Below are 18,462 nucleotides of genomic sequence, written 5' to 3'. Positions count from 1 at the left end.
ATTAATTACTGCACTAAGGGGCTAGCGCAAATGATACCTTTAACCATCCGCCATAGTATAGATACAGACCTACGCCGTAGGTGCCCGCATCGCTTTGCCATACGGCTCCGCCGTCCTTGACCGAGGCAGATAGTCGCTGAGATTGCGTCATTGTGGGCCACGGCCTGGCTATTCTTGAGGTTGACGCAACTTCAAGCACGAACTCAGAGCTTGGCGAAGTACTCACATCAGCCGTAAATAGCCCGCCTCCGACCGTTACTTTGTGATAGCTAGAATGGAAGCTGCCAAAACCATATACATATCCGTTGTAGTAAAAATCGGTTGAACCTAAACTTCCAGAACTAGTCCAGACAGGGATGTACATAAACGATCCGCTGCCAGATATGCCGCCCGATACAGTGAACGACGGGTTGTCCTTTACATTCTTAGTACTTCCGTTAATCGTTATTTGGCGGTCGTCACGCATAGGGGCGTAGCCCAACGCCCCAGTAACGTTCCCTGAGCTAATGCTTGATAGGTAACCGGCTAATGCATGATTACCCCAGTTATAAGCCGTTTGACCGTTATTGATCCGACCATCATTATATAAGGCGAAATTTCCGTTAACCCAGTTCTCCGTAGCGAAACCTCTGGAGTTTACATAGCTTTCAGTCGCATATCCTCGGGAAGTCACGTAGCCCTCCGTAGCGTAGCCGATCGAGGTAACCCAAGATTGGGTAGCTACATTGATACCGTCCCACATCATAATCCCATCCCCACCGACCCTTAACGTCTTGAATGTATTGCCAGGCCCATTCCAAAAACGGAAATTTCCAATTGAGCTAACCGCCCCGTTTCCACCTGACCCGTAAAAATGGAAATACGAATTAGATCCATCATATGTGCTCTTAAAGAGACTGCCAGGTAACGTAATCTCTCCTGCGAAGATATGCGCCGCGGTAATTGTGTCGACAGTAGCCTTTCTAACATAGAGTCCCGCAGGATTACCCCACCCAAATGCGGTTTGACCGTTATTTATTCGAGAATCATCACCTCGGGGAACTTGATTAAATCCTGTGCCAAAGTCAACATATAGTGTTCTATCCGTCGATAGGTAACCTCCTCCGATCAACCCGGGGCCTGTCGCTACTTGCCGGTTTTCATCCAACAGCGGAACGTCGAATCGAGTTAAATTCAAAGCGAAATTTAACGCCCCGTTTGTCGCAACCCCGTCGTATGAGTAGTATTCCCATTTATTGGCCGTGAAACTTTTCGAAATAGCCAGATAGGGCTTTCCAGGTCCCCAATCGGTGGGCTTTAACTGTAAATAATCCGTAGGGGTCGTTGCTGGCCCCCTAGATATAATTGGCATCACCTGGGCTGTGGCATTTACGGTCAAAGCATCATTCCAAGAGCCCGATCCTGAAGTATTTATGGTTAAATTCCCAGCCCCGTAAAGCCTACCTACTCCTGAGCCTGAGAAGGTAATTCCAGTACCTTGAATTAAATCCCCTTTCAAAAAACTATTTTCTTTACCCGCCAAACCTGAATAAGCCGCATCCCAATTGTTTATCTGTGACTGCGTAAATTGCTTAGCTGTCCATAGCTGATAGGTGCTTCCCCAGTTACCCGCAGGGCCAGCAACACCACCACCTCTTCGAACAAACCAGTTCCCGGATGTACCGGATAGTATTTGACTTATCCAGCCGCCATCAATTATATTTCCCGTGTGCGATAGCCCGGCAAAAGTTAGGGCAGTGCCATATCCTTCCGGTCTGTTGGCGGTGGCGTCTGTCCAATATTTAACCCCGCCATTTATTACGTTATTTAGATCAGTTACCGCAGTTAAAGAGGATGTGAATCTATCTTGTGCAATAACCCATGTCTCGGTAGCAACGTTTTTGCCATCCCAAATAAATGTCCCATCGCCGCCAACTCTCAGTGTTTTTAAGGTATTGCCGGGGCCATTCCAAAAACGGAAATTTCCAAAAGTGGAAGTTGATCCGTTTCCCGCTGATGTTGGATAAAAATGCGTATAGACATTAGAGCCGTCATAAGTTCCGTGGAAATAATGTGGAGAAAGCCTCAGTCCAATTCCTGTAAAAATATGATCTGCGGAAACCGTGTTTGCTGTTCCTCTTTGCACGTACGCTGACAAATCGGATGTAGATGCTGCGTCAGTTATACCGTAGCCCAATAATGTATTGGGTTTCGAAGTTAACGAAGCAAAAGTATGAGCGTGGTTTCCTTCGGAAACAGTCCCTGCAGCAGATCCGAAGGAGACTGATAAAGTCCTGTTCGCGGATAAATCCCCACCGCCGGTCAACCCAGTTCCAGTCGCTACTTGTCTAGTTGCAAGAACTACATTTACTCCGCCCCACGTAAATGTATTATCCCCTCCAATCCTTAAAACCTTTTGAGTTCCAGCCGCGATATCCCAGACACGAAAATTGGCAAAAGTATTTACAGAAGCTCCTATAACGGGGTAATAGTTCAAAAAAACATTACTGGTTGATGGAAACAGATTATAAAATGTTTGGCCTGAAAGGCTAAGATTTGTACCGGTAAAGTTGTGGTCTGCAGTGATCACATTTGGCGTCGCTATGCTTACTTTCCCGTCGATAGATGTCTGTAATCCAGTAACTGTACTTATAGCTTGAAAACCGGTATGGTTTACCCGGTTCAAAAGATCAACGGCTTCATATCCATCTACCCGATCAGAATTAAGGCCGATAACAAGAAGCGAACTCGCAACAACCATAGGTGCAGCTGCCATCACCGAGCTAATAATTTGCCCCATGATAGACATGTCGCCGTCGGCCTGTATGTGGTTTTTTATCTCCATTCCTTATTTTTTCAGTATTGTAACCTCCCATGCACCCGCTGCTGGGGGCTTGATTGGTGTGATTACTAACGTTGTCAGGGATGCCGCCCGGTTGTCTACCATTATTTCAGATCCATCTGAGACCTTGCGAACAACAGCCAATACATTTTTCGAATTAAGACCGTGTGTGATGGTGAAGGACACCGCTGTACCGTCTCCGATTATCGCTGAATATCCACCGCCAGATATCTTTGACGCGACATAAACAGCCATTTTCAGCGGCGTAACGATGTCTGTGTCGTTAGCCCCAGCATCGGTTAGTGCCTGAGTTGCAATCTTTGCTAGTCCCGTGCGGATCTCCGTCGCCGTTCGGGAGCTTAGCCCAGCCGGAGTAACTGCCTTATTAGGATCAGAACCTGTCTGCACGTCCACGTTTGTAGCTAACATAAGCCAGCCCATTACCGTGGTAGTTGCTTGATCGGCATTGCCTTCAATGACAAACCAGTCTGCCGCTACGGTAGGAGATGGATTATCTTTATCCGCAAACAGAACATCGCCCGGCTTCATGATCAATCCCTGAACGGTTCCTGCTGTCGTGACCCGCCAAAACGATCCGTTTTTTACCAAAGCGGTTCCGGGTAGATTAGTTGCAGCAGCGGCGTCGAATGGCCCCATGGGTTTGCCCAGCCCCGCCAGTAGTCCATCGATATAGGCTTTAAGCGAACCCGCAGTTGCTAGATTAGATCCTGTTGCAGTTGCGAGAGTACTGTCGTTAATCAGTGAGATTTCCGAGACAACGCCCAATCCCGCTGCTGTGCGCCCCATAATGGTCATGCCATTAATGTTCTGCATCTTGGCGAACGAGACGGCCCCAGCTAAGATTTTAATAGCCGTTACCGAATCGGTCGCAAGCTTGGCGGCAGTTATACCACCATCTTTCACTCTGACAATGTCAGTAACTACTTCCAGCGTAGCACCGTCCACGTTTACCGAAAGTGTAACGATCCCGCCTGTTGTGGATTCAAGCAAACCATTTCCGCCGACAACAGTACCAGAACCGAGAGGTTTCCAAGCCGCAGCGACCGAATCATAATGATAGATGGTCTTCGTGCCTGTGTTATAGTACATCTGCCCGTCAACCGGACTACTCGGAGCCACAGCAGCCGAATGCAGAACTATGTTTAAGGCCTGGTTCTGTAAGAAGTCTACGTTATTATGAAATTCCATTTAAGTGCGTGCGTTTACTTGATAGTAACAATTCCTGTTCTTGGCTTGCTGTGAACAATTTTCAAAACATCGTTATCGATATATATTACATCTGACATCACCATTTTGCCGCCTATGATAATATTCGGCTTTGGCATTCTGTTCAGATTGTGGTTTACTATCCACTCTTCGGCCGGGGTTTCGAACAGATATTCAGATTCGCCAATGTTTGAGTCCTGCACCTGTGAGTCCACATACCCTTTATTGGCCGCATCTTGACCATTAACCGGCTCTGGAACTTGCGGCGATAAAGCAAAGGTTAATACCCCCGAAGATTTTGTCTGATTACCTGTTTTTTTTAGGACATCCGAATCGTTAGCTTTACTAAGTAATGCAGCTAAAACAGCATCACTGATTGGCATTTCTACGGGTGAATAATTTGCCACGTTTCCCAAACCGATCGCGGCTTTGTTGAAAACTCCGAAAGTGCCGTCGCCCTTTACATAGTCGGTGGGTGAGCCTGTGAGTTTATTTTGTTTCGTAGCAAGGGCCGTTGCTAATGCGGCACTGGTTATGGCATCAAGTGCATAAACTTCTCCCGGTGTGGTCCGGCTACCGACAAATAACTGAAATTTGCCAGCACTGGGAACTACGTAAATTGCTCCGGATGCAACCGGACTTGGTAAGGAACTTACTTCTTTCCATGCCAAGGCAGATAATGCTTCCGGTAATCCAGTAATGTCCTCAATCTCATGTGTGTGCTCGCCAATTGCTAATTCAGCTATTAGCGCGAGAACTTCGTCTTTGGTATAGACATCAAGTATTCCGGAGTCGGCAATATTGGTTGGTAAATCAAGTAGATTATTATAGCTGTATTGCTGGTCAGTATCTGCTTTTCCAGCTAATAGGGCAGTAATCTGTGTGATGGTATAAGCATCCGTAATACCGTAGCCACCAATTGTATCTGGCTTATTAAGGATGTCCGCAAAGCTCAATTGACCATTGCATAGATCCGCAAGCAAATCATATAGATTCTGCGCTTTTTGGATCAAATCGCCAATTCCGTAGTCTCCAACACCAATTAATAATCCCATTCAAATTTTAATTAACAAACAAATTTAATAAAAATAGTTGCAATGCAATTATAAATAATTAATTTTGTTTTGAGAATATTTACACACACTACTTATTTACATGAAGGAAAAAGTCATTACACGACTGAAGGAGCTATTCCCAGGAGTGAATCTTTCCAAAGCCAGGCTGGACTCAATCGGGGACGGACTAAACGACATCGAAGAAGCAGACATTGACGCTAGGTTAAAAGCTCTGGACAAAATCATGAATTTTACAGAAACAGCTAAATTTGACGATAAGATCAGGACGATAGCTGCAAAGGAGAAAAAAGATTCAGAGGACAAAGCAAAAGCCGAAGCCGACAAAAAATCTGCCGAAGAAAAGGAAGCTGCTGATAAAAAAGCCAAAGAAGATGCCGACAAGGGCGGAGGTGGTCAGCAACAACCAGACATTAAAGCAATGCTGGCCGAGGCAATTAAGGCTGTTGTAGATCCTTTAAAAGAGGAATTACAGGGACTTAAAGCGGGCAAGGTTGCCGAAACAAGACTTCAGGCCTTGCAAACGAAATTGAAAGACTTCAACCCAATTTTAAAGGATGCTTACATCGATAATTTCGATCCGGCAAAATTCGGAACCGAGGAAGCTTTTCAAGAGCATTTAACTGCTGTTGAGACTAAACTAACAACAGCCACACAGCTGCTTTCTGATCAAGGTTTGGGGCAAACCGGCCGGCCGTTTACACCAACTGGCGGTTCGGCTGCTAAGGAAGCTTCCAAGGAGGAGGCTAGCGCATTACTTAAAAGCATACTTCCAGCTTAAAATGGCAACTACAACTCTGAATGGGGCCGGATCACAAGTGAATACCGGCAAGGAGTCGATCGTAATCAAGCTTGCTCTTGATGGAATCGAAGGAGGTCGTTCTTTGAATGTTACTGGCTTTGGCCCCGCAGTTATCCAGGCGGGGCACGTCATCATTCAGGACACGGTTTCGAAAGATTACAAACCAATGCCTTTGGCGACAAATGATACAGTTTACGGCACATTGCCAACAGATCATGTTTACGTAGGCGTATTACGCTCATCAGTCCTTAAGGCTACACCAATGGCAGGGATACTTACCAATGGTACAGCGAATCCCGAAGCAACACCTTTCTCCATGACTACAATTTTGGCAGCGTTTAAAACCGCTGTGCCATTCATTGCATGGAGAGCTGACTAAGGTTCCATTATTAACACAACACACACACTAGAATATGGAACAGTCAATGTTCATCGAATGGGTTAAAAAACATTTTGGCCCCCTTGTTTCAGCGTATGTAGAATCAATCAATGGATCAAAAAATCCCTTGACCTACCGATTCAAGTCAATGCTGACAGTAGATTATTCCGTTACAGGTAAATGGGAAGCAGTTTCTGCTCAAAACTCTCTTGTAGCAGCGGATATTGTTGCTTTTGATTCTCCGCTGCCATTGAAAATGCGAGATTCGATCAGTAAGCAAAACGGTGAAATTCCTAAGATAGGAATGGAACTGGCTCTTAACGAGCGCCAATTAACCGAACTTGAAGTTTTGAGAGCGCAAAAAGGAACTGAGGTTCAGCTTTTGCGTAAACTATTCGCCGATACACCTCGTGTCATCGGTGGTGTTTATGAAACCCTTGAAGGCGCATTTTTACAGGCTCTTTCAACTGGGACAACTCTGATTCAGGAGGTTGACAACGTTGGAGTTGGAGTACGAATTGACTACGGGATCCCAATTGGCAATAAATTTGGCGTCGCTGTTTTGTGGTCAAATCCAACAACTGCCAAGCCGCTTGATGATATTCAGCGACTTCGGAAGAAAGTTAGTGCTGATGGCAATGCAATTGGAAAGGTAATGCTCGACAATACTGCGTTCGATAATATGGTTGCAACAACTCAGATTAAGGAGGCGTTCGCAAATTCCATAGGATATCTGGGTCAAAACCTGTTTGCTCCGGATTTCGACCAATTAAACACAATGCTTCAGAAGAAGTATAAGTTTGTTGTTGAAATCGTTGATCGGGTTATTATCCGCGAAAAGAACGGCGTTAAATCCCAGTACAAACCTTGGGCAGATGGGCAAATTTCATTTTTGCCTGGCGATAATGTAGGTACACTTACGTGGTCACCGCTCGCGGAACTGTCACATCCAGTTGCGGGTGTTGAATATCAGGTAGCTGACGAATATATCTTAGCTTCTAAGTATCGGACAAACAGACCTTCCCTTGCTGAATTTACTTCTTCGCAGGCACGAGTGCTACCGGTCTTGACAAATGTTGATCAAATCTATTTACTCGACACTAAAACGGTACAAGCGTAATGGCGAAGAAAAAAGAAACAGAAGGGTATAAAGTTACTTCGGAATTCAGAGACCGAAATAACTTTAATAAAATCCATGCGGTTGGCGATGATGTAAGTCATTTGGAGGATACGATTCTTGATAGTCTTTTATCAAGAGGCTTAATTGAAGCTCCCAAAGATGAAACTAAAGCAAAAGTAGCATCTGAAAAAGAAGCGGCGAAAGTTCAGGCTGAATTGGAAGCAAAAGCTGATGAAGATAAGAAAGCCAAGGAAGTAGCTACGACAAATCCAGAATGACAAACCTCACGGTCATAAAGCACTTAATCGGCAGCAATGCCAAACTTTCAGATGAGAGGTTGGAGGTTGCTGCCGAATTAGCCGGAATTGATCCGTCATCGGATTATGACCCGGCTAATAAGTGTGCTATCTATGGACTTGCGATATCCGAGATCCAGAAAGACAAAGGCATTAAAAGTGAGTCAGAAGATAATTATTCAGTCACATATACTGATTCTTCAATTCCTGATTCACTTTTGGCACTTGCGCAGGAAAGTGGTTGTCCTGATCTGATTGAAAAGTTTGACACACAACCCAAGGTACGTGACAGATCCAACTGCTGGTAATCGATGATCATACAATATCCATATGACCTATATACATCGACCGTTATCGGTGGAGGCAAGGATGAAGATGGTAATCCAATTCCAGCCGAAACAGCATGGTCTAAGGTTGGAATATGCCGGGATGAAACAGATTCCAAAGGCCAGGTCAAGATTGTTGTCGACGGAATTGCCTACGTTTCAAACTTCATTGTTCTGATTAAAAAAATGGAATTGATTATTGCTGTCGGTACCGAGATTGAAGTGCGTGAAGGCGGTGATATTCGTGTGAAAGGGAGTGTAAAACAATTTCGTAAAGGTCAGTTTCATTCAAAATTATGGGTATAAAGGCACGTTTCACAACGACTGATTTTCGCCGGGAGTTAGAAAAACGCATGGTCAGAATCGACAAGGCGATTATACTTAATCTTCAGGTACTGGGTGAGCAACTTGTAAATCATGCCCGGACGCTGGCTACATATAAAGATCAAACGGGTAATCTCCGTGCAAGTCTGGGCTATGTGCTGGTTGTAAATGGTAAGATTTATACTCATTATTTCCCGGATACAAAGATCGGTGCACAATCGGGGAAAAAACTTGCAGATGAATTGGCGAACCGAGCTGTCAAAGGTTATGCGCTCATCGTCGTTGCCGGAATGAATTATGCATCAGCTGTTGAATCAATGGGATATGATGTACTTGCCAGTGCTGAGCTGCTTGCATCCAGAGAACTTCCAAAGGTAAGACAGAAGTTGAAAAAGCAAATTGAACAAATGAAATGAAGACTGCCCTGGATCAAAATACGGAGCTCTACAAAATACTGAACGCTTCGACAGTCTTAAAATCAGCAATAACAGGTGATATATACAAAACGGTTCGTCCGGCCAATTCTGTACTGGAAGACATTGTTGTGAATACCATTGTACTTGATGAAGGGTCATTGCAAAGAGGAGTATCAAACGTAAACATTCATGTTGCTGATTTGCAGCAAACGATTGGAACATCAAGCACTAAGTATTATGCTCCAAATGAGGGCAGGCTAAAAGTCATCGCTGACCTGGTGAAACCACTGATAGAAGACACGTACAAAAATGACTTCAGTTTGTCAATTTCCGGCAGTTCATTGATTGGCCAGCCTGAAATTAATCAACACTACTTCAATTTTCGTGTCGATTTCATTTTTGAGAATCCGTAAGATAAAAAAGTATTAAAATTTAAAAACACACTATAATGGGACAAATAACCAGGGGTTTAGGTAAAATCGAAATTGGTGAAATTGCGGCCGATGGAGGAGTGGCTACTGTTTGGGAGCGCCTTGGGGATACTGACCGGGACTCAACAGCAGTTATTTCCGAAGAGGATCCAACCAGGGACGAGCTTCATGCGCTTGAATATGACGCAGCTGCCGATGTCGACATAACAGAAGGGGCAATAACTGTTTCCTGGACGTTGTTAAATGCAGACCTGGCTGCCCTTGCTGTATTATGGGGGGGAGCAGTTGAAGGAGTCGGAGCAGCACAAACATGGGAGAGATCCGGTGTAGCAAATTCACTGGAAAGGTCTATTAAAGTTACTCCTAAAAAAGGGTATGTGATCACAGTTGTAAGAGCGTCAATTGTCGCGAAAATCAACTATGATCTGACCAAGCCGGGGAAAATGGCGGTTGATATTGTAGCGACAATTATGCAGCCGACAAAGGCAGATACGAAGCCAGTGAAATTCGGGCCACTCGTAGCGTAATTATACCATTCCTTTTCAATAATCCCGAAAGGCTTCCATACGGGAGCCTTTTTGATTTAACAACACACACGCCCACATGCTGGAAGACAATAATTTTAATAGCTATGAAGCCGAGAAAATCGAGCTGGATACGCTACTCGACCGGGGAATCGAATTTACAATCGAGACAAAATCGATTTTCGGGAAGAAGAAAACAAAGAAATTTCTGATTCAACAACCTTACCTGGGAACGCTCGACCATCTGTCGGAGCAATTTATTGAGATGAATTTCTCAGAAGAGGCCATCAAAGAAGACTGGATGCAGGAAGGTAAAAGGATGATTGCAGCTGACGCAAAACGGTGTGCCCGGATCGCTGCGATCGCAGTGCTGAACAGCAAATGGAAGATCAAATTTCTGACTGGAATTTACGCCAATTATTTCCTGTGGCGTATGACACCCAAGAAATTAATGCAGCTCACTACCATCATATTCCAGATTTCGAACATAGCGGATTTTATAAACTCTATCAGATACCTCGCAATACAGACGAGGACGACGTCTCCGGCGCTGATGGAGAAGATTCCGGAGGAACAGCAACTGGATTAAAAAGCCCATACGGGTCACGAGGTTCTATCTGTGCACATTATCACTGGTCGTGGGAGTATTTGCACTGGGGCATTAAGTGGCCCGTGGTACAGCGAATACTGATTGATGCACCATCATACAGTTCCAAGAAAAAGACGGGTAAAAAATCAATCAGGGCGGATCATGACACCACGACGAAAATCCTGATGGCCAAATTCCTGAGAGACGGTATAAACGAAATTCAACGGTAGTAACACACACTAGATCAAATGAATAATAACAACGGTGCATTATCGTTCGAAGCCGACATTGAAAACCGGAACTTTAAAAGGGGGCTGGATGAAATGGAACGCAGGGTGTTGGGATTAACCAGAACGGTTAGCAAAGAATCCGACACCATAGATGGTCTTTTCAGAAAACTCGGGCAAGCCGCTGCCGGCGCATTTGCAGTTGGTGAGCTCGCGCAATTACCAAGCCAAATTGTCAAAGTTCGTGGCGAGTTCCAACAGCTGGAAATCGCGCTGAACACAATGCTCGGGAGTAAGGCAAAGGCAGATAAACTTTTGTCCGAAATTGTGCAGACAGCCGCTTCGACTCCTTTTGGATTAAAGGATCTGGCGGCAGGGACCAAGCAGCTGCTTGCGTACGGTTCCGAGTCCCAAAATGTAATTAAGGAGATCAGGATGCTTGGTGATGTTGCCAGTGGTGTTTCCGTGCCAATAGGTGAGCTGATCTACTTGTACGGAACCCTTCGTTCGCAAGGGCGCGCGTACGCTGTCGATATCCGTCAATTTGCCGGACGGGGTATTCCAATTTATGCCGAGCTAGCAAAAGTTCTTGGTGTTGGAAAGGATAAAGTAAACGAGCTTGTCGAAGCCGGTAAAGTAGGATTCCCCCAAGTCGAGCAAGCATTTAAAAACATGACATCCGGAAGCGGAATGTTTTCCGGACTCATGGAAGCTCAATCGAAATCTTTGACCGGTCTACTTGAACGGCTCAAAGATGGAGTAGATGTTGCCTTCAATGATATCGGAAAAGCCAATCAGGGACTGGCGGAAGATGTCATCAAAGGCACGACAGCAATTGTCGAAAATTACCGAACAGTCGCGGACATCCTAACCGTGTTGGTTGCAGCCTATGGTAGCTATAAAGCCGCGGTAATTGCAGTTAATGCCGTCGGGTTGGTTGATAAAGGAGCTACACTGGCAAATTCAGCGGCACAATCTGCACAATTGGCCAAATTGCTTACGGTAGAACAAGCAGCAATACTTTCAAAATCAAACCTGGTTAAAGGAAGTGCTGAATACATCACGGCCGTGCATGCGGAAATTGCAGCAAATGTCGAAAATGCGAATTCAAAAGTATTTGAGTTAAGGGCTGAGGTAAGTGCCGCTGCGGCTAAAAAGGTTGCGGCAAAGGAAGCTGTTGTGGCATCGGCACAGAAAACGGCAATGTTACGTCAAGAGTTGGCGACGGTGATTGCCACTGCTGGGAGCGAAAAGGCTGCTGCATTACAACGGCAGTTAAGCGCTGCGATCGATACGCAAACAATGACGCGAAGAAAAGCAATATCACTTCTCAGTCAGCAAACAGCAGCAATCGAGGCAGTAATTGCAACAAAATCTAATGGTCTTAGCGCGACCAAAGTGGCTGTTTTGGAAGCTGAGGTTTCAGCGATAAACAAAAAGCTTGTTGTCTCGAAGCTGGAAGCGCAGCAAGCCGTGGCCAATGTGAATGCAAAAAGAGCCGAAATCGCAGCTACGGGAAATAACATAGCTTCTAAGAATATTGAATCCCTTACAAAAAGAATCAATACGGCCGCTACGGCAGAAAATACGGCGATGGGTGTAAGAAATGCATCGCTGAAAGATTATCAGGCTACCAAGGGTAAATTGCTGACCGCGGTGATCAGCGCTGAGACACTTACGAAGAATGTGAGTGCAATTTCAGAACAGCGGCTAACTGTTGCCCAGACGATTCGGGGCAGTGTGATGACCAGGCTAGCGGCAATCGAGGCAGCGTATCAAAGTTCAATGCTTGCAAATCCTTATGTGGCGGTAACAGTGGCGGTGGTTGCGCTGTCAGCGGCTGTTTGGGCTTTGAGTGATAGTACCACGGCTGCGGAGCTATCGCAAAGGAGTTTAACGAAAATCAATGAGGATGCTAAAAAGGCGAAAGAAGATCTCATTGCTAAAACAAGTGAACTCACCGGGGTAATCAACAATGAAACGGCTACCCAATATTCCCAATTAAAAGCATTTCAAGAGTTACAAGCCCTGTACCCGAAATTGCTAGGTAACATAACCTTGCAGGAATTCAAAACACTTGGAGCGGAAGGTGCTCAAAAGAAGTTGAATGCCGCAATGGATGAAATGGATATCAGCTCATCTGCGATAAGCTTTCAAGCGGCAACTGCCAAGGTTGATGCATATCGTAAAAAGCTACAAAACCTGATTGATCAACAAAAATCAATGGGTAGCGAGGGTAGTGGGCTTGATACTTCAATCAAAAGAACCAAAAAGGATCTTGATGCTGCCATTGAAACCGCTCAAAAACTTGGAGCTGAGCAGGAAAGCATAGCACAACGGCAATTGGATTCGGCTCCGACTGATGTCCAGCTTAAACATTACGAAGGGTTAAAAACCAGTCTTGTCGAGCAGAGAAAGGGCGTTGAGGACAATATTAGCAAAATGCACAGTCTCGGTGGGGCTGTACAGGGCCTTAAACCTTTCTTTGATCAGTTAACCCTAACTAGTCTCAATCAGCAATTAGACCAAGTTGCTGGGAAAATTGGTGCACTTAAAGGCGAGAAAACGGCTGTTGTTGATGGTGGAAACAAAGCCTATTGGGAAAAACTGAAATCGGATGCAAATCAGAAACGTGATGATCTGGGAATTGGGAAAGCTGGATCCTCCGAGTGGAAAACCTTAACCAAGGAAATCGACAACGCCGATAAAAAGCTTCAGGCATATGCCGCTACCAAAAAAGTAACGGAGAAGAAAGTCGCAGAAAAAGACAAGCCGCAACCGTTTGGGTCCATTGCCTACTATGAACAAATTTCCAGGAAAGCCGATGAGATCATTAGCAAAACACCTGGGTCAAATACTGCCGAGATTACCAAGCAAAATGCGATCAAACTAGATGCAGAACAGAAAGCTGAAGCAATCAGAAAGCAGAACGTAATAAAGACCTTTGATGAAGAGCTGGAAGAAAAACGGAATAAATACGAGATGTATCAACGCTGGGTAGACAATTATTCAAAAGATGCAGCGAACTCACAATTTGCAGATCTTATAAAACAGGGAGATTCGTATGCGTCTTATTTGAACCAGAAGATTAAAGCTCTTGAAGCCCAAAGTACAACACCGGGCGTAGGACTTATCGGACCAGAGCAGGAGCAGCTGGTAAAACTAAAAGTGGAGTACTCGGAAGCGACTGGTGCCGAAAAGCCTCTCGAAGCCTTCCAGAAACGACTTGATAATATACGAACTTCTGCCAGCTCCTTGACGGAAGAAATCGAAGCACTGAAGAAAGTTCAGTCGGAGCTTAGCCCTACGGATATGTCGACTGATGGGATAGCCAAACGGCAAATCACCTCTCAACAGTTGGTTGACGCGCAGGCCGAAAGGAAGAAACAACTTCAACAGTATCTGGTTTCGGTTGTTGCTTCGGAGGAAAAGGAAAATGAGATCCGGAATAAGTATCGGGATTTGCGTACGGCATTAGACGAAAAAGCCGCGGATAAGAAGTCAGTTGCGTATCTGAAGGCGCTCAAAGCAATCAATAAAGGTGAGCAAGATGAATATAATGAGCAGCAAGGATTGTTGGCTGTCCAGTCAGAAGAGTACAAAGCTCTGACTAAACTTATGGAAGGCTCAACCCGGGATCAGACTAAAATCAGGGTAGATGCCGCTAAAAAGCAGCTGGGGATTATCTTAGAGTCATATGGCGAACAATCTGATGAATATCGACAGGCTCTTGCAAATCTGCGATCTGCGGAAGAAGATCATAAGCAGAAAAGTATACAAACGTGGGGTTTAGTTGCAGATGCGGTAGGTCAAATTGGTGATATTTTGCAGGAGATGGGCGGTACGGCCGGAGAGGTTGGCGGCGCATTAACTGGGTTGGTAGGACAGGTCGGAAATATTTCGACTGTGATAAACAGCATTGGTAAAGATGCTAATGGGAAGGGTACAATGTCAGCTCAGGGATATGCAGCGGCTATTCAGGGTGTCATTTCGATGATTGGCACGTTGGTGTCTGCCTCAAAAAAAAGAGCAGAGGCCGAAAAAGCATTTGCACTTGCAAGGCTCGGGTACGAAGATGATTACCAGCTGTCATTGACCAAAAGTCTCGGTCAGGCTTACAAATCGAAAGAAAATATCTTTGTTAAAGATATCGAAGCTCAAATCAAATCTGGTGTTGATCAATATCAAGCAGCACAGACAAAGTACCAGGAAGCTATTGATAAGCTTGACGAAGGCCGTGCCAAGGTTCGACAAAAGAATGTTGTCGACGGGAAGTCGGTAGGGCAGATGGCGGGAGTCGGTGCCGCAGCTGGCGCAGCTATCGGAACGATCGTTGGCGGATGGGCTCTTGGAGCCGGAACAGTAATCGGTGCAGCAATCGGTGGAATCGTCGGAGCAATTGGCGGCCTTTTTGCTAAAAAGAAAAAAGATGTTTTTGGCGGGTTGCTTGAGCAATATCCTGAACTCGTTAAAGAAGGTGCGGACGGCTGGAAGGAAATCAATGTTGAAGTTGCAAAGGCATTAATAGCAAACGGGCAAGTCGATGATAAGACAAAACAAATGCTCGAAACAGCCATTGCATACAATGAACAACTTCAAGAGGCCACTGAGCAAATAAAAGAGGGACTTTCCGAATTAACCGGCAGTCTTGGTGACAACATCCGGGAGGCGCTGATTACTGCTTTCAGAGACGGTACTGATGCCGCGTTGGCGTTCGGTAAAGCTGTTGGCAATGTTATTGCCGATATGACAAGTAAGCTTCTGTACACAGCACTTTTCAAGGATGCTTTTGATAAGCTTCAAAAAAATATGCTCGAGAGTTACGGAATCAATGGAGACGGAACTATTGTTGACGATCTTTCTGCCTTTTTTTCTGAAAACAAAGGTTTGGCTCAGCAATATGTCGACGGGCTTGAAGCGATCAACAAAGCTATGGAGGAACAAGGTTTTGTGAACCCATTTGGCAAAAAGGGTGACTCAAAGGATCCTTTAAAAGGCGCAATTCAGGGGATGACAGAAGAAACCGCCGGTCTGTTGGCCGGTCAGTTTAATGCGATCCGGATTTATTCGGCTGATACCGCACAATCCATGCGGCAAATGCTTTTATTCCAGGCTAATATTTCCCGGAATTCGGAATATCAGAAAAATTTGATCTTTCTGGCTGATGTGGTGGATGAGTTAAAAAACTTGAATAAAACGAGTTTGCGGGGGTTTGGGTTATAAAAAAAAGGTCACTCTGTTAAGGGTGACCTTTTTTAATCAAATTTGTCTTTTCTCAGATCGCTTAAAGTTATTTCTTCACACCGGTTATTTTTATAGTTTCAAGCGCTCCTCGTACAGCACTTTTGTATTGAATAAAGATACTATCTCCATCGACTTTACAATAAAGATCACTTGTGGCGGTTGGATGAAAGTAAATAGGGCTGCCATCAATAACTAGATCCGCCTCTCCAAACTCCCTAGTAGAAAATCCACTGAAATCTAATTCAATATTATAACTGGCCTTTTTATTATTTATTTTCTTAATGCTTATTCTGTCGATTGTATCTTTTGCGGGCATTTTAGTTTTAAATCCCTCCATTTCAACAAGTGTAGCTCTATATTCTCCGGCGACCTGTGAACCAAAGTCGGGGCCGGGTTCTGAATTCTTCTTCTTGCATGAAATTAACACATTTAGAAGTAACAAAAATGGTAAGAATTGTTTCATTTTTTAAGGAGGCTTTTTACAATAATAGCGGGTTTTAATTGAATAAAAAAAGCGATCACCAAGGGCAATCGCGTTTCAAAAACATACACACACTAAAATATGTTATTCTTTCAATAAGTAATGAAGCGCTACAGAGTTACTTTAAAATAATTAACTAGAATAATATTTGAATTTTGCTTGGTACTGGAAACGATTTTATTTTATTTGATAAAAGTTCAGATGGACGTGATATTAAATCATAATTTAAAGAAACGGTGCCAGTATTCCTTATTAATACTACCATTGTTCAATAAATCGTCATTATTACAAACATCATTCAATATATCGTCAGGTGTACACCAGAAACCTCCATCGCTGTCAATGTCTTCATCACCGTAATAGAAGTAACCATGCCAAATTAATAAGGAACAATAAGTCTCTTTGAATACCAAGTAGCTCCAATTAAGAGGTACTTGATTTTTCTCCGCATCTATTCGGTAGATTATCCCGTTGGTTAAAGCCTGGTACTTCCAAAATGCTCCAATATCCATCAACTTATCGCTATGTAATTTTGAAACAAGGACAAACATTGTTTCTTCATCATCAATCCAATTATGAGATAAGCTCTGATCAATAACTTGATCTTGTTCGGAATAGCCTTGAAAAGCCTTTCCTTGGGCTTCGATTACGAGCAATTCATTTGCGAATTGGGTAAACGTTTTTCCATCACCATAGTATCTCATCAAACTACCAGCGGAATGTCCTGGCCAGCTGTTTGATTCCCAATTAACAACCTTACTAGGGTTTAAATAAATTGTTCCTACATAACTGCTGTAATATGCTGAATCTTTCACGCATTTTATAAAATCCCCATTACCTAAAATATTTACCCGGCCAGATTTCGAAGGAGGCGTTAAGTTCGATACGAAGTGCTTTTGGTAACTGTCATACACCCAGACGCCCTTATTTGGTGTTAAAGGAAGCAACTTTGCATATTTCGGGTCAGCAGATTTTAAATGAGTTACCTTAGCAAAGGTTTCAAGATCGGTAAAATAAATCTGAGTTTCTAAGCGAATTTTTTTTGCGATTGCTTCATTATATTCTTTCCCACCAATCAGTTTGCCGTTCTTACCGACAACTAATGGAGTTAGCGATTTATAAGCATTTTGACCTACAAGCCCTTTTTCGACCTGGGACATGATTATTTCTTTGGGCCATACGGAACCAGAACTTTTGAAGTCTTCCAGGGAATACTTTTCCATTTCAGTATTCGGGGACTCAATGATATCCAAAATTACAGACTCTACTTTCTCCTCGATTATTGTGGAATCTACGGGTACAACGGCGACGGAGTCATCATTTTTTTTTTCGGTTTTAGGATCTGGATCATTTACATCCTTTTTACAATGAATGACCGAAATACAAATAAATACGAGGAGCAGATGAGTAAAGATTTTTCTCATTTTTATAACGTAGTGGCGGTTAAATGAATTACGTATAAATATGTAGAAAATAACCGAAAAATTCAAGATGTCGGTTACTTGTTTTCTGTTCGAAGTAGGTGAGGGATTTTAATTTTCGCATGTCAGCAAAACATAATTTTTGACAAGAAGTTGTAATAATTTTTAGGGAAAAGTTGTGTAGTCCTATGGTAACTATGACTTGTTTATAAAAAAAAGCGATTACCAAAGGGAATCGCTTTTCGAACAGAAACACACACTAAAATAAGATTTTAACACCCGCAGCCTTTACCAACTGTCCAAGAGCACTTACCGTAACAGTCCGCTTTTTTATACTTAGAACATCCGCACTTTGACGTCTTTGATGACGGAGAAACACTATCGCCACTACAACTTAACAGGGCCAATAAAAAAAGGAGATAAAGTTTACTTTTCATTACGAGAGGAGGTTTGTTAAATAAATCGTTAAATATAAATAACTTATAGTAACAACCATGTACTATTTATTTAAAACCACCTTTCGGTTCTCCTATGTCGATTGGTGTTTAATTAGATTTCCATTCTGATTCGGTCCCTTGATTCTTCAAAAAAACACCAATCGGACTATTCCTTCTTTTTATAATTGTACGCGGATTTTTTGTAACCATAAATTATTTATCTTACATAAAAAACTATACTCCCTTCAAAATCAATTTATCATGAAACACTACAACTTTCTTCCGCTTTACTTTTTCCTGTTGTGTCTGTTTATCTGCACACCG

The 18,462-nt window shown here is 43.7% G+C and carries 16 protein-coding genes; 11 read left to right on the top strand and 5 right to left on the bottom strand.

What is annotated here, in order from left to right:
- Positions 1-13: 13 nt before the first annotated feature.
- From RB622_RS27820 to RB622_RS27810, 3 genes are all read right to left on the bottom strand, one after another.
- A complete protein-coding gene (locus tag RB622_RS27820) occupies positions 14-2,779 on the bottom strand; it encodes a hypothetical protein (protein WP_308050084.1) in 2,766 nt (921 codons plus the stop codon).
- 48 nt (positions 2,780-2,827) lie between these two features.
- On the bottom strand, positions 2,828-3,961 hold the full coding sequence (locus tag RB622_RS27815; protein WP_308050083.1) for a hypothetical protein: 1,134 nt from the start codon (positions 3,959-3,961) through the stop codon (positions 2,828-2,830).
- A gap of 83 nt (positions 3,962-4,044) precedes the next feature.
- A complete protein-coding gene (locus RB622_RS27810; protein ID WP_308050082.1) occupies positions 4,045-5,103 on the bottom strand; it encodes a hypothetical protein in 1,059 nt (352 codons plus the stop codon).
- A gap of 100 nt (positions 5,104-5,203) precedes the next feature.
- On the opposite strand from RB622_RS27810, the gene RB622_RS27805 reads away from it, so the two are divergent.
- The 11 genes from RB622_RS27805 (at position 5,204) to RB622_RS27755 (ending at position 15,778) form a co-directional block, all read left to right on the top strand.
- Complete coding sequence (locus RB622_RS27805) at positions 5,204-5,902, top strand: hypothetical protein (protein WP_308050081.1); 699 nt, start codon at positions 5,204-5,206, stop codon at positions 5,900-5,902.
- A 1-nt stretch (position 5,903) separates the two neighbouring features.
- The gene (locus tag RB622_RS27800) at positions 5,904-6,302 is read left to right on the top strand and encodes a hypothetical protein (protein ID WP_308050080.1); all 399 of its coding nucleotides are present in this window, start codon (positions 5,904-5,906) and stop codon (positions 6,300-6,302) included.
- A gap of 34 nt (positions 6,303-6,336) precedes the next feature.
- Positions 6,337-7,422: a major capsid protein gene (locus RB622_RS27795; RefSeq protein WP_308050079.1), complete on the top strand. Its 1,086-nt coding sequence runs from the start codon at positions 6,337-6,339 to the stop codon at positions 7,420-7,422.
- Complete coding sequence (locus RB622_RS27790; protein ID WP_308050078.1) at positions 7,422-7,700, top strand: hypothetical protein; 279 nt, start codon at positions 7,422-7,424, stop codon at positions 7,698-7,700. Before RB622_RS27795 ends, RB622_RS27790 begins: the two co-directional genes overlap by 1 nt.
- Positions 7,697-8,026 carry a DUF6706 family protein gene (locus RB622_RS27785; protein WP_308050077.1) on the top strand — a complete coding sequence of 110 codons (330 nt, stop codon included), beginning with the start codon at positions 7,697-7,699 and terminating at the stop codon, positions 8,024-8,026. The genes RB622_RS27790 and RB622_RS27785 overlap by 4 nt, the downstream gene beginning before the upstream one ends.
- A gap of 3 nt (positions 8,027-8,029) precedes the next feature.
- Positions 8,030-8,350, top strand: a complete 321-nt coding sequence (locus RB622_RS27780; protein WP_308050076.1) for a hypothetical protein — start codon at positions 8,030-8,032, stop codon at positions 8,348-8,350.
- Complete coding sequence (locus RB622_RS27775; RefSeq protein ID WP_308050074.1) at positions 8,341-8,784, top strand: hypothetical protein; 444 nt, start codon at positions 8,341-8,343, stop codon at positions 8,782-8,784. Before RB622_RS27780 ends, RB622_RS27775 begins: the two co-directional genes overlap by 10 nt.
- A complete protein-coding gene (locus RB622_RS27770) occupies positions 8,781-9,197 on the top strand; it encodes a hypothetical protein (RefSeq protein WP_308050073.1) in 417 nt (138 codons plus the stop codon). The genes RB622_RS27775 and RB622_RS27770 overlap by 4 nt, the downstream gene beginning before the upstream one ends.
- 35 nt (positions 9,198-9,232) lie before the next feature.
- Positions 9,233-9,742 carry a hypothetical protein gene (locus RB622_RS27765; RefSeq protein WP_308050072.1) on the top strand — a complete coding sequence of 170 codons (510 nt, stop codon included), beginning with the start codon at positions 9,233-9,235 and terminating at the stop codon, positions 9,740-9,742.
- Between the two features lie 76 nt (positions 9,743-9,818).
- Positions 9,819-10,328, top strand: a complete 510-nt coding sequence (locus RB622_RS27760; RefSeq protein ID WP_308050071.1) for a hypothetical protein — start codon at positions 9,819-9,821, stop codon at positions 10,326-10,328.
- A gap of 248 nt (positions 10,329-10,576) precedes the next feature.
- Complete coding sequence (locus RB622_RS27755; protein WP_308050070.1) at positions 10,577-15,778, top strand: tape measure protein; 5,202 nt, start codon at positions 10,577-10,579, stop codon at positions 15,776-15,778.
- A 67-nt stretch (positions 15,779-15,845) separates the two neighbouring features.
- Here RB622_RS27755 and RB622_RS27750 read toward each other — a convergent pair whose 3' ends face one another.
- Both RB622_RS27750 and RB622_RS27745 read right to left on the bottom strand, forming a co-directional pair.
- Positions 15,846-16,262: a hypothetical protein gene (locus tag RB622_RS27750; RefSeq protein WP_308050069.1), complete on the bottom strand. Its 417-nt coding sequence runs from the start codon at positions 16,260-16,262 to the stop codon at positions 15,846-15,848.
- Positions 16,263-16,498: 236 nt separating this feature from the next.
- A complete protein-coding gene (locus tag RB622_RS27745) occupies positions 16,499-17,704 on the bottom strand; it encodes a hypothetical protein (protein WP_308050068.1) in 1,206 nt (401 codons plus the stop codon).
- Between the last annotated feature and the right edge of the window lie 758 nt (positions 17,705-18,462).

Origin of the sequence: Dyadobacter sp. LHD-138 (genome assembly GCF_030929615.1) — a bacterium.
Taxonomy (GTDB): Bacteria; Bacteroidota; Bacteroidia; order Cytophagales; family Spirosomataceae; genus Dyadobacter.
The sequence above is the reverse complement of the archived record's forward strand: the minus strand, read 5'-3'. Positions and strand labels throughout refer to the sequence as shown.

What these genes read in the sequence shown, in the direction of transcription:
- RB622_RS27820 (WP_308050084.1), bottom strand. Translation starts at nt 2,779, where the DNA reads ATGGGGCAAATTATTAGCTCGGTGATGGCAGCTGCACCTATGGTTGTT.
- RB622_RS27810 (WP_308050082.1), bottom strand. Translation starts at nt 5,103, where the DNA reads ATGGGATTATTAATTGGTGTTGGAGACTACGGAATTGGCGATTTGATC.
- RB622_RS27805 (WP_308050081.1), top strand. Translation starts at nt 5,204, where the DNA reads ATGAAGGAAAAAGTCATTACACGACTGAAGGAGCTATTCCCAGGAGTG.
- RB622_RS27800 (WP_308050080.1), top strand. Translation starts at nt 5,904, where the DNA reads ATGGCAACTACAACTCTGAATGGGGCCGGATCACAAGTGAATACCGGC.
- RB622_RS27795 (WP_308050079.1), top strand. Translation starts at nt 6,337, where the DNA reads ATGGAACAGTCAATGTTCATCGAATGGGTTAAAAAACATTTTGGCCCC.
- RB622_RS27790 (WP_308050078.1), top strand. Translation starts at nt 7,422, where the DNA reads ATGGCGAAGAAAAAAGAAACAGAAGGGTATAAAGTTACTTCGGAATTC.
- RB622_RS27785 (WP_308050077.1), top strand. Translation starts at nt 7,697, where the DNA reads ATGACAAACCTCACGGTCATAAAGCACTTAATCGGCAGCAATGCCAAA.
- RB622_RS27780 (WP_308050076.1), top strand. Translation starts at nt 8,030, where the DNA reads ATGATCATACAATATCCATATGACCTATATACATCGACCGTTATCGGT.
- RB622_RS27775 (WP_308050074.1), top strand. Translation starts at nt 8,341, where the DNA reads ATGGGTATAAAGGCACGTTTCACAACGACTGATTTTCGCCGGGAGTTA.
- RB622_RS27770 (WP_308050073.1), top strand. Translation starts at nt 8,781, where the DNA reads ATGAAGACTGCCCTGGATCAAAATACGGAGCTCTACAAAATACTGAAC.
- RB622_RS27765 (WP_308050072.1), top strand. Translation starts at nt 9,233, where the DNA reads ATGGGACAAATAACCAGGGGTTTAGGTAAAATCGAAATTGGTGAAATT.
- RB622_RS27760 (WP_308050071.1), top strand. Translation starts at nt 9,819, where the DNA reads ATGCTGGAAGACAATAATTTTAATAGCTATGAAGCCGAGAAAATCGAG.
- RB622_RS27755 (WP_308050070.1), top strand. Translation starts at nt 10,577, where the DNA reads ATGAATAATAACAACGGTGCATTATCGTTCGAAGCCGACATTGAAAAC.
- RB622_RS27750 (WP_308050069.1), bottom strand. Translation starts at nt 16,262, where the DNA reads ATGAAACAATTCTTACCATTTTTGTTACTTCTAAATGTGTTAATTTCA.
- RB622_RS27745 (WP_308050068.1), bottom strand. Translation starts at nt 17,704, where the DNA reads ATGAGAAAAATCTTTACTCATCTGCTCCTCGTATTTATTTGTATTTCG.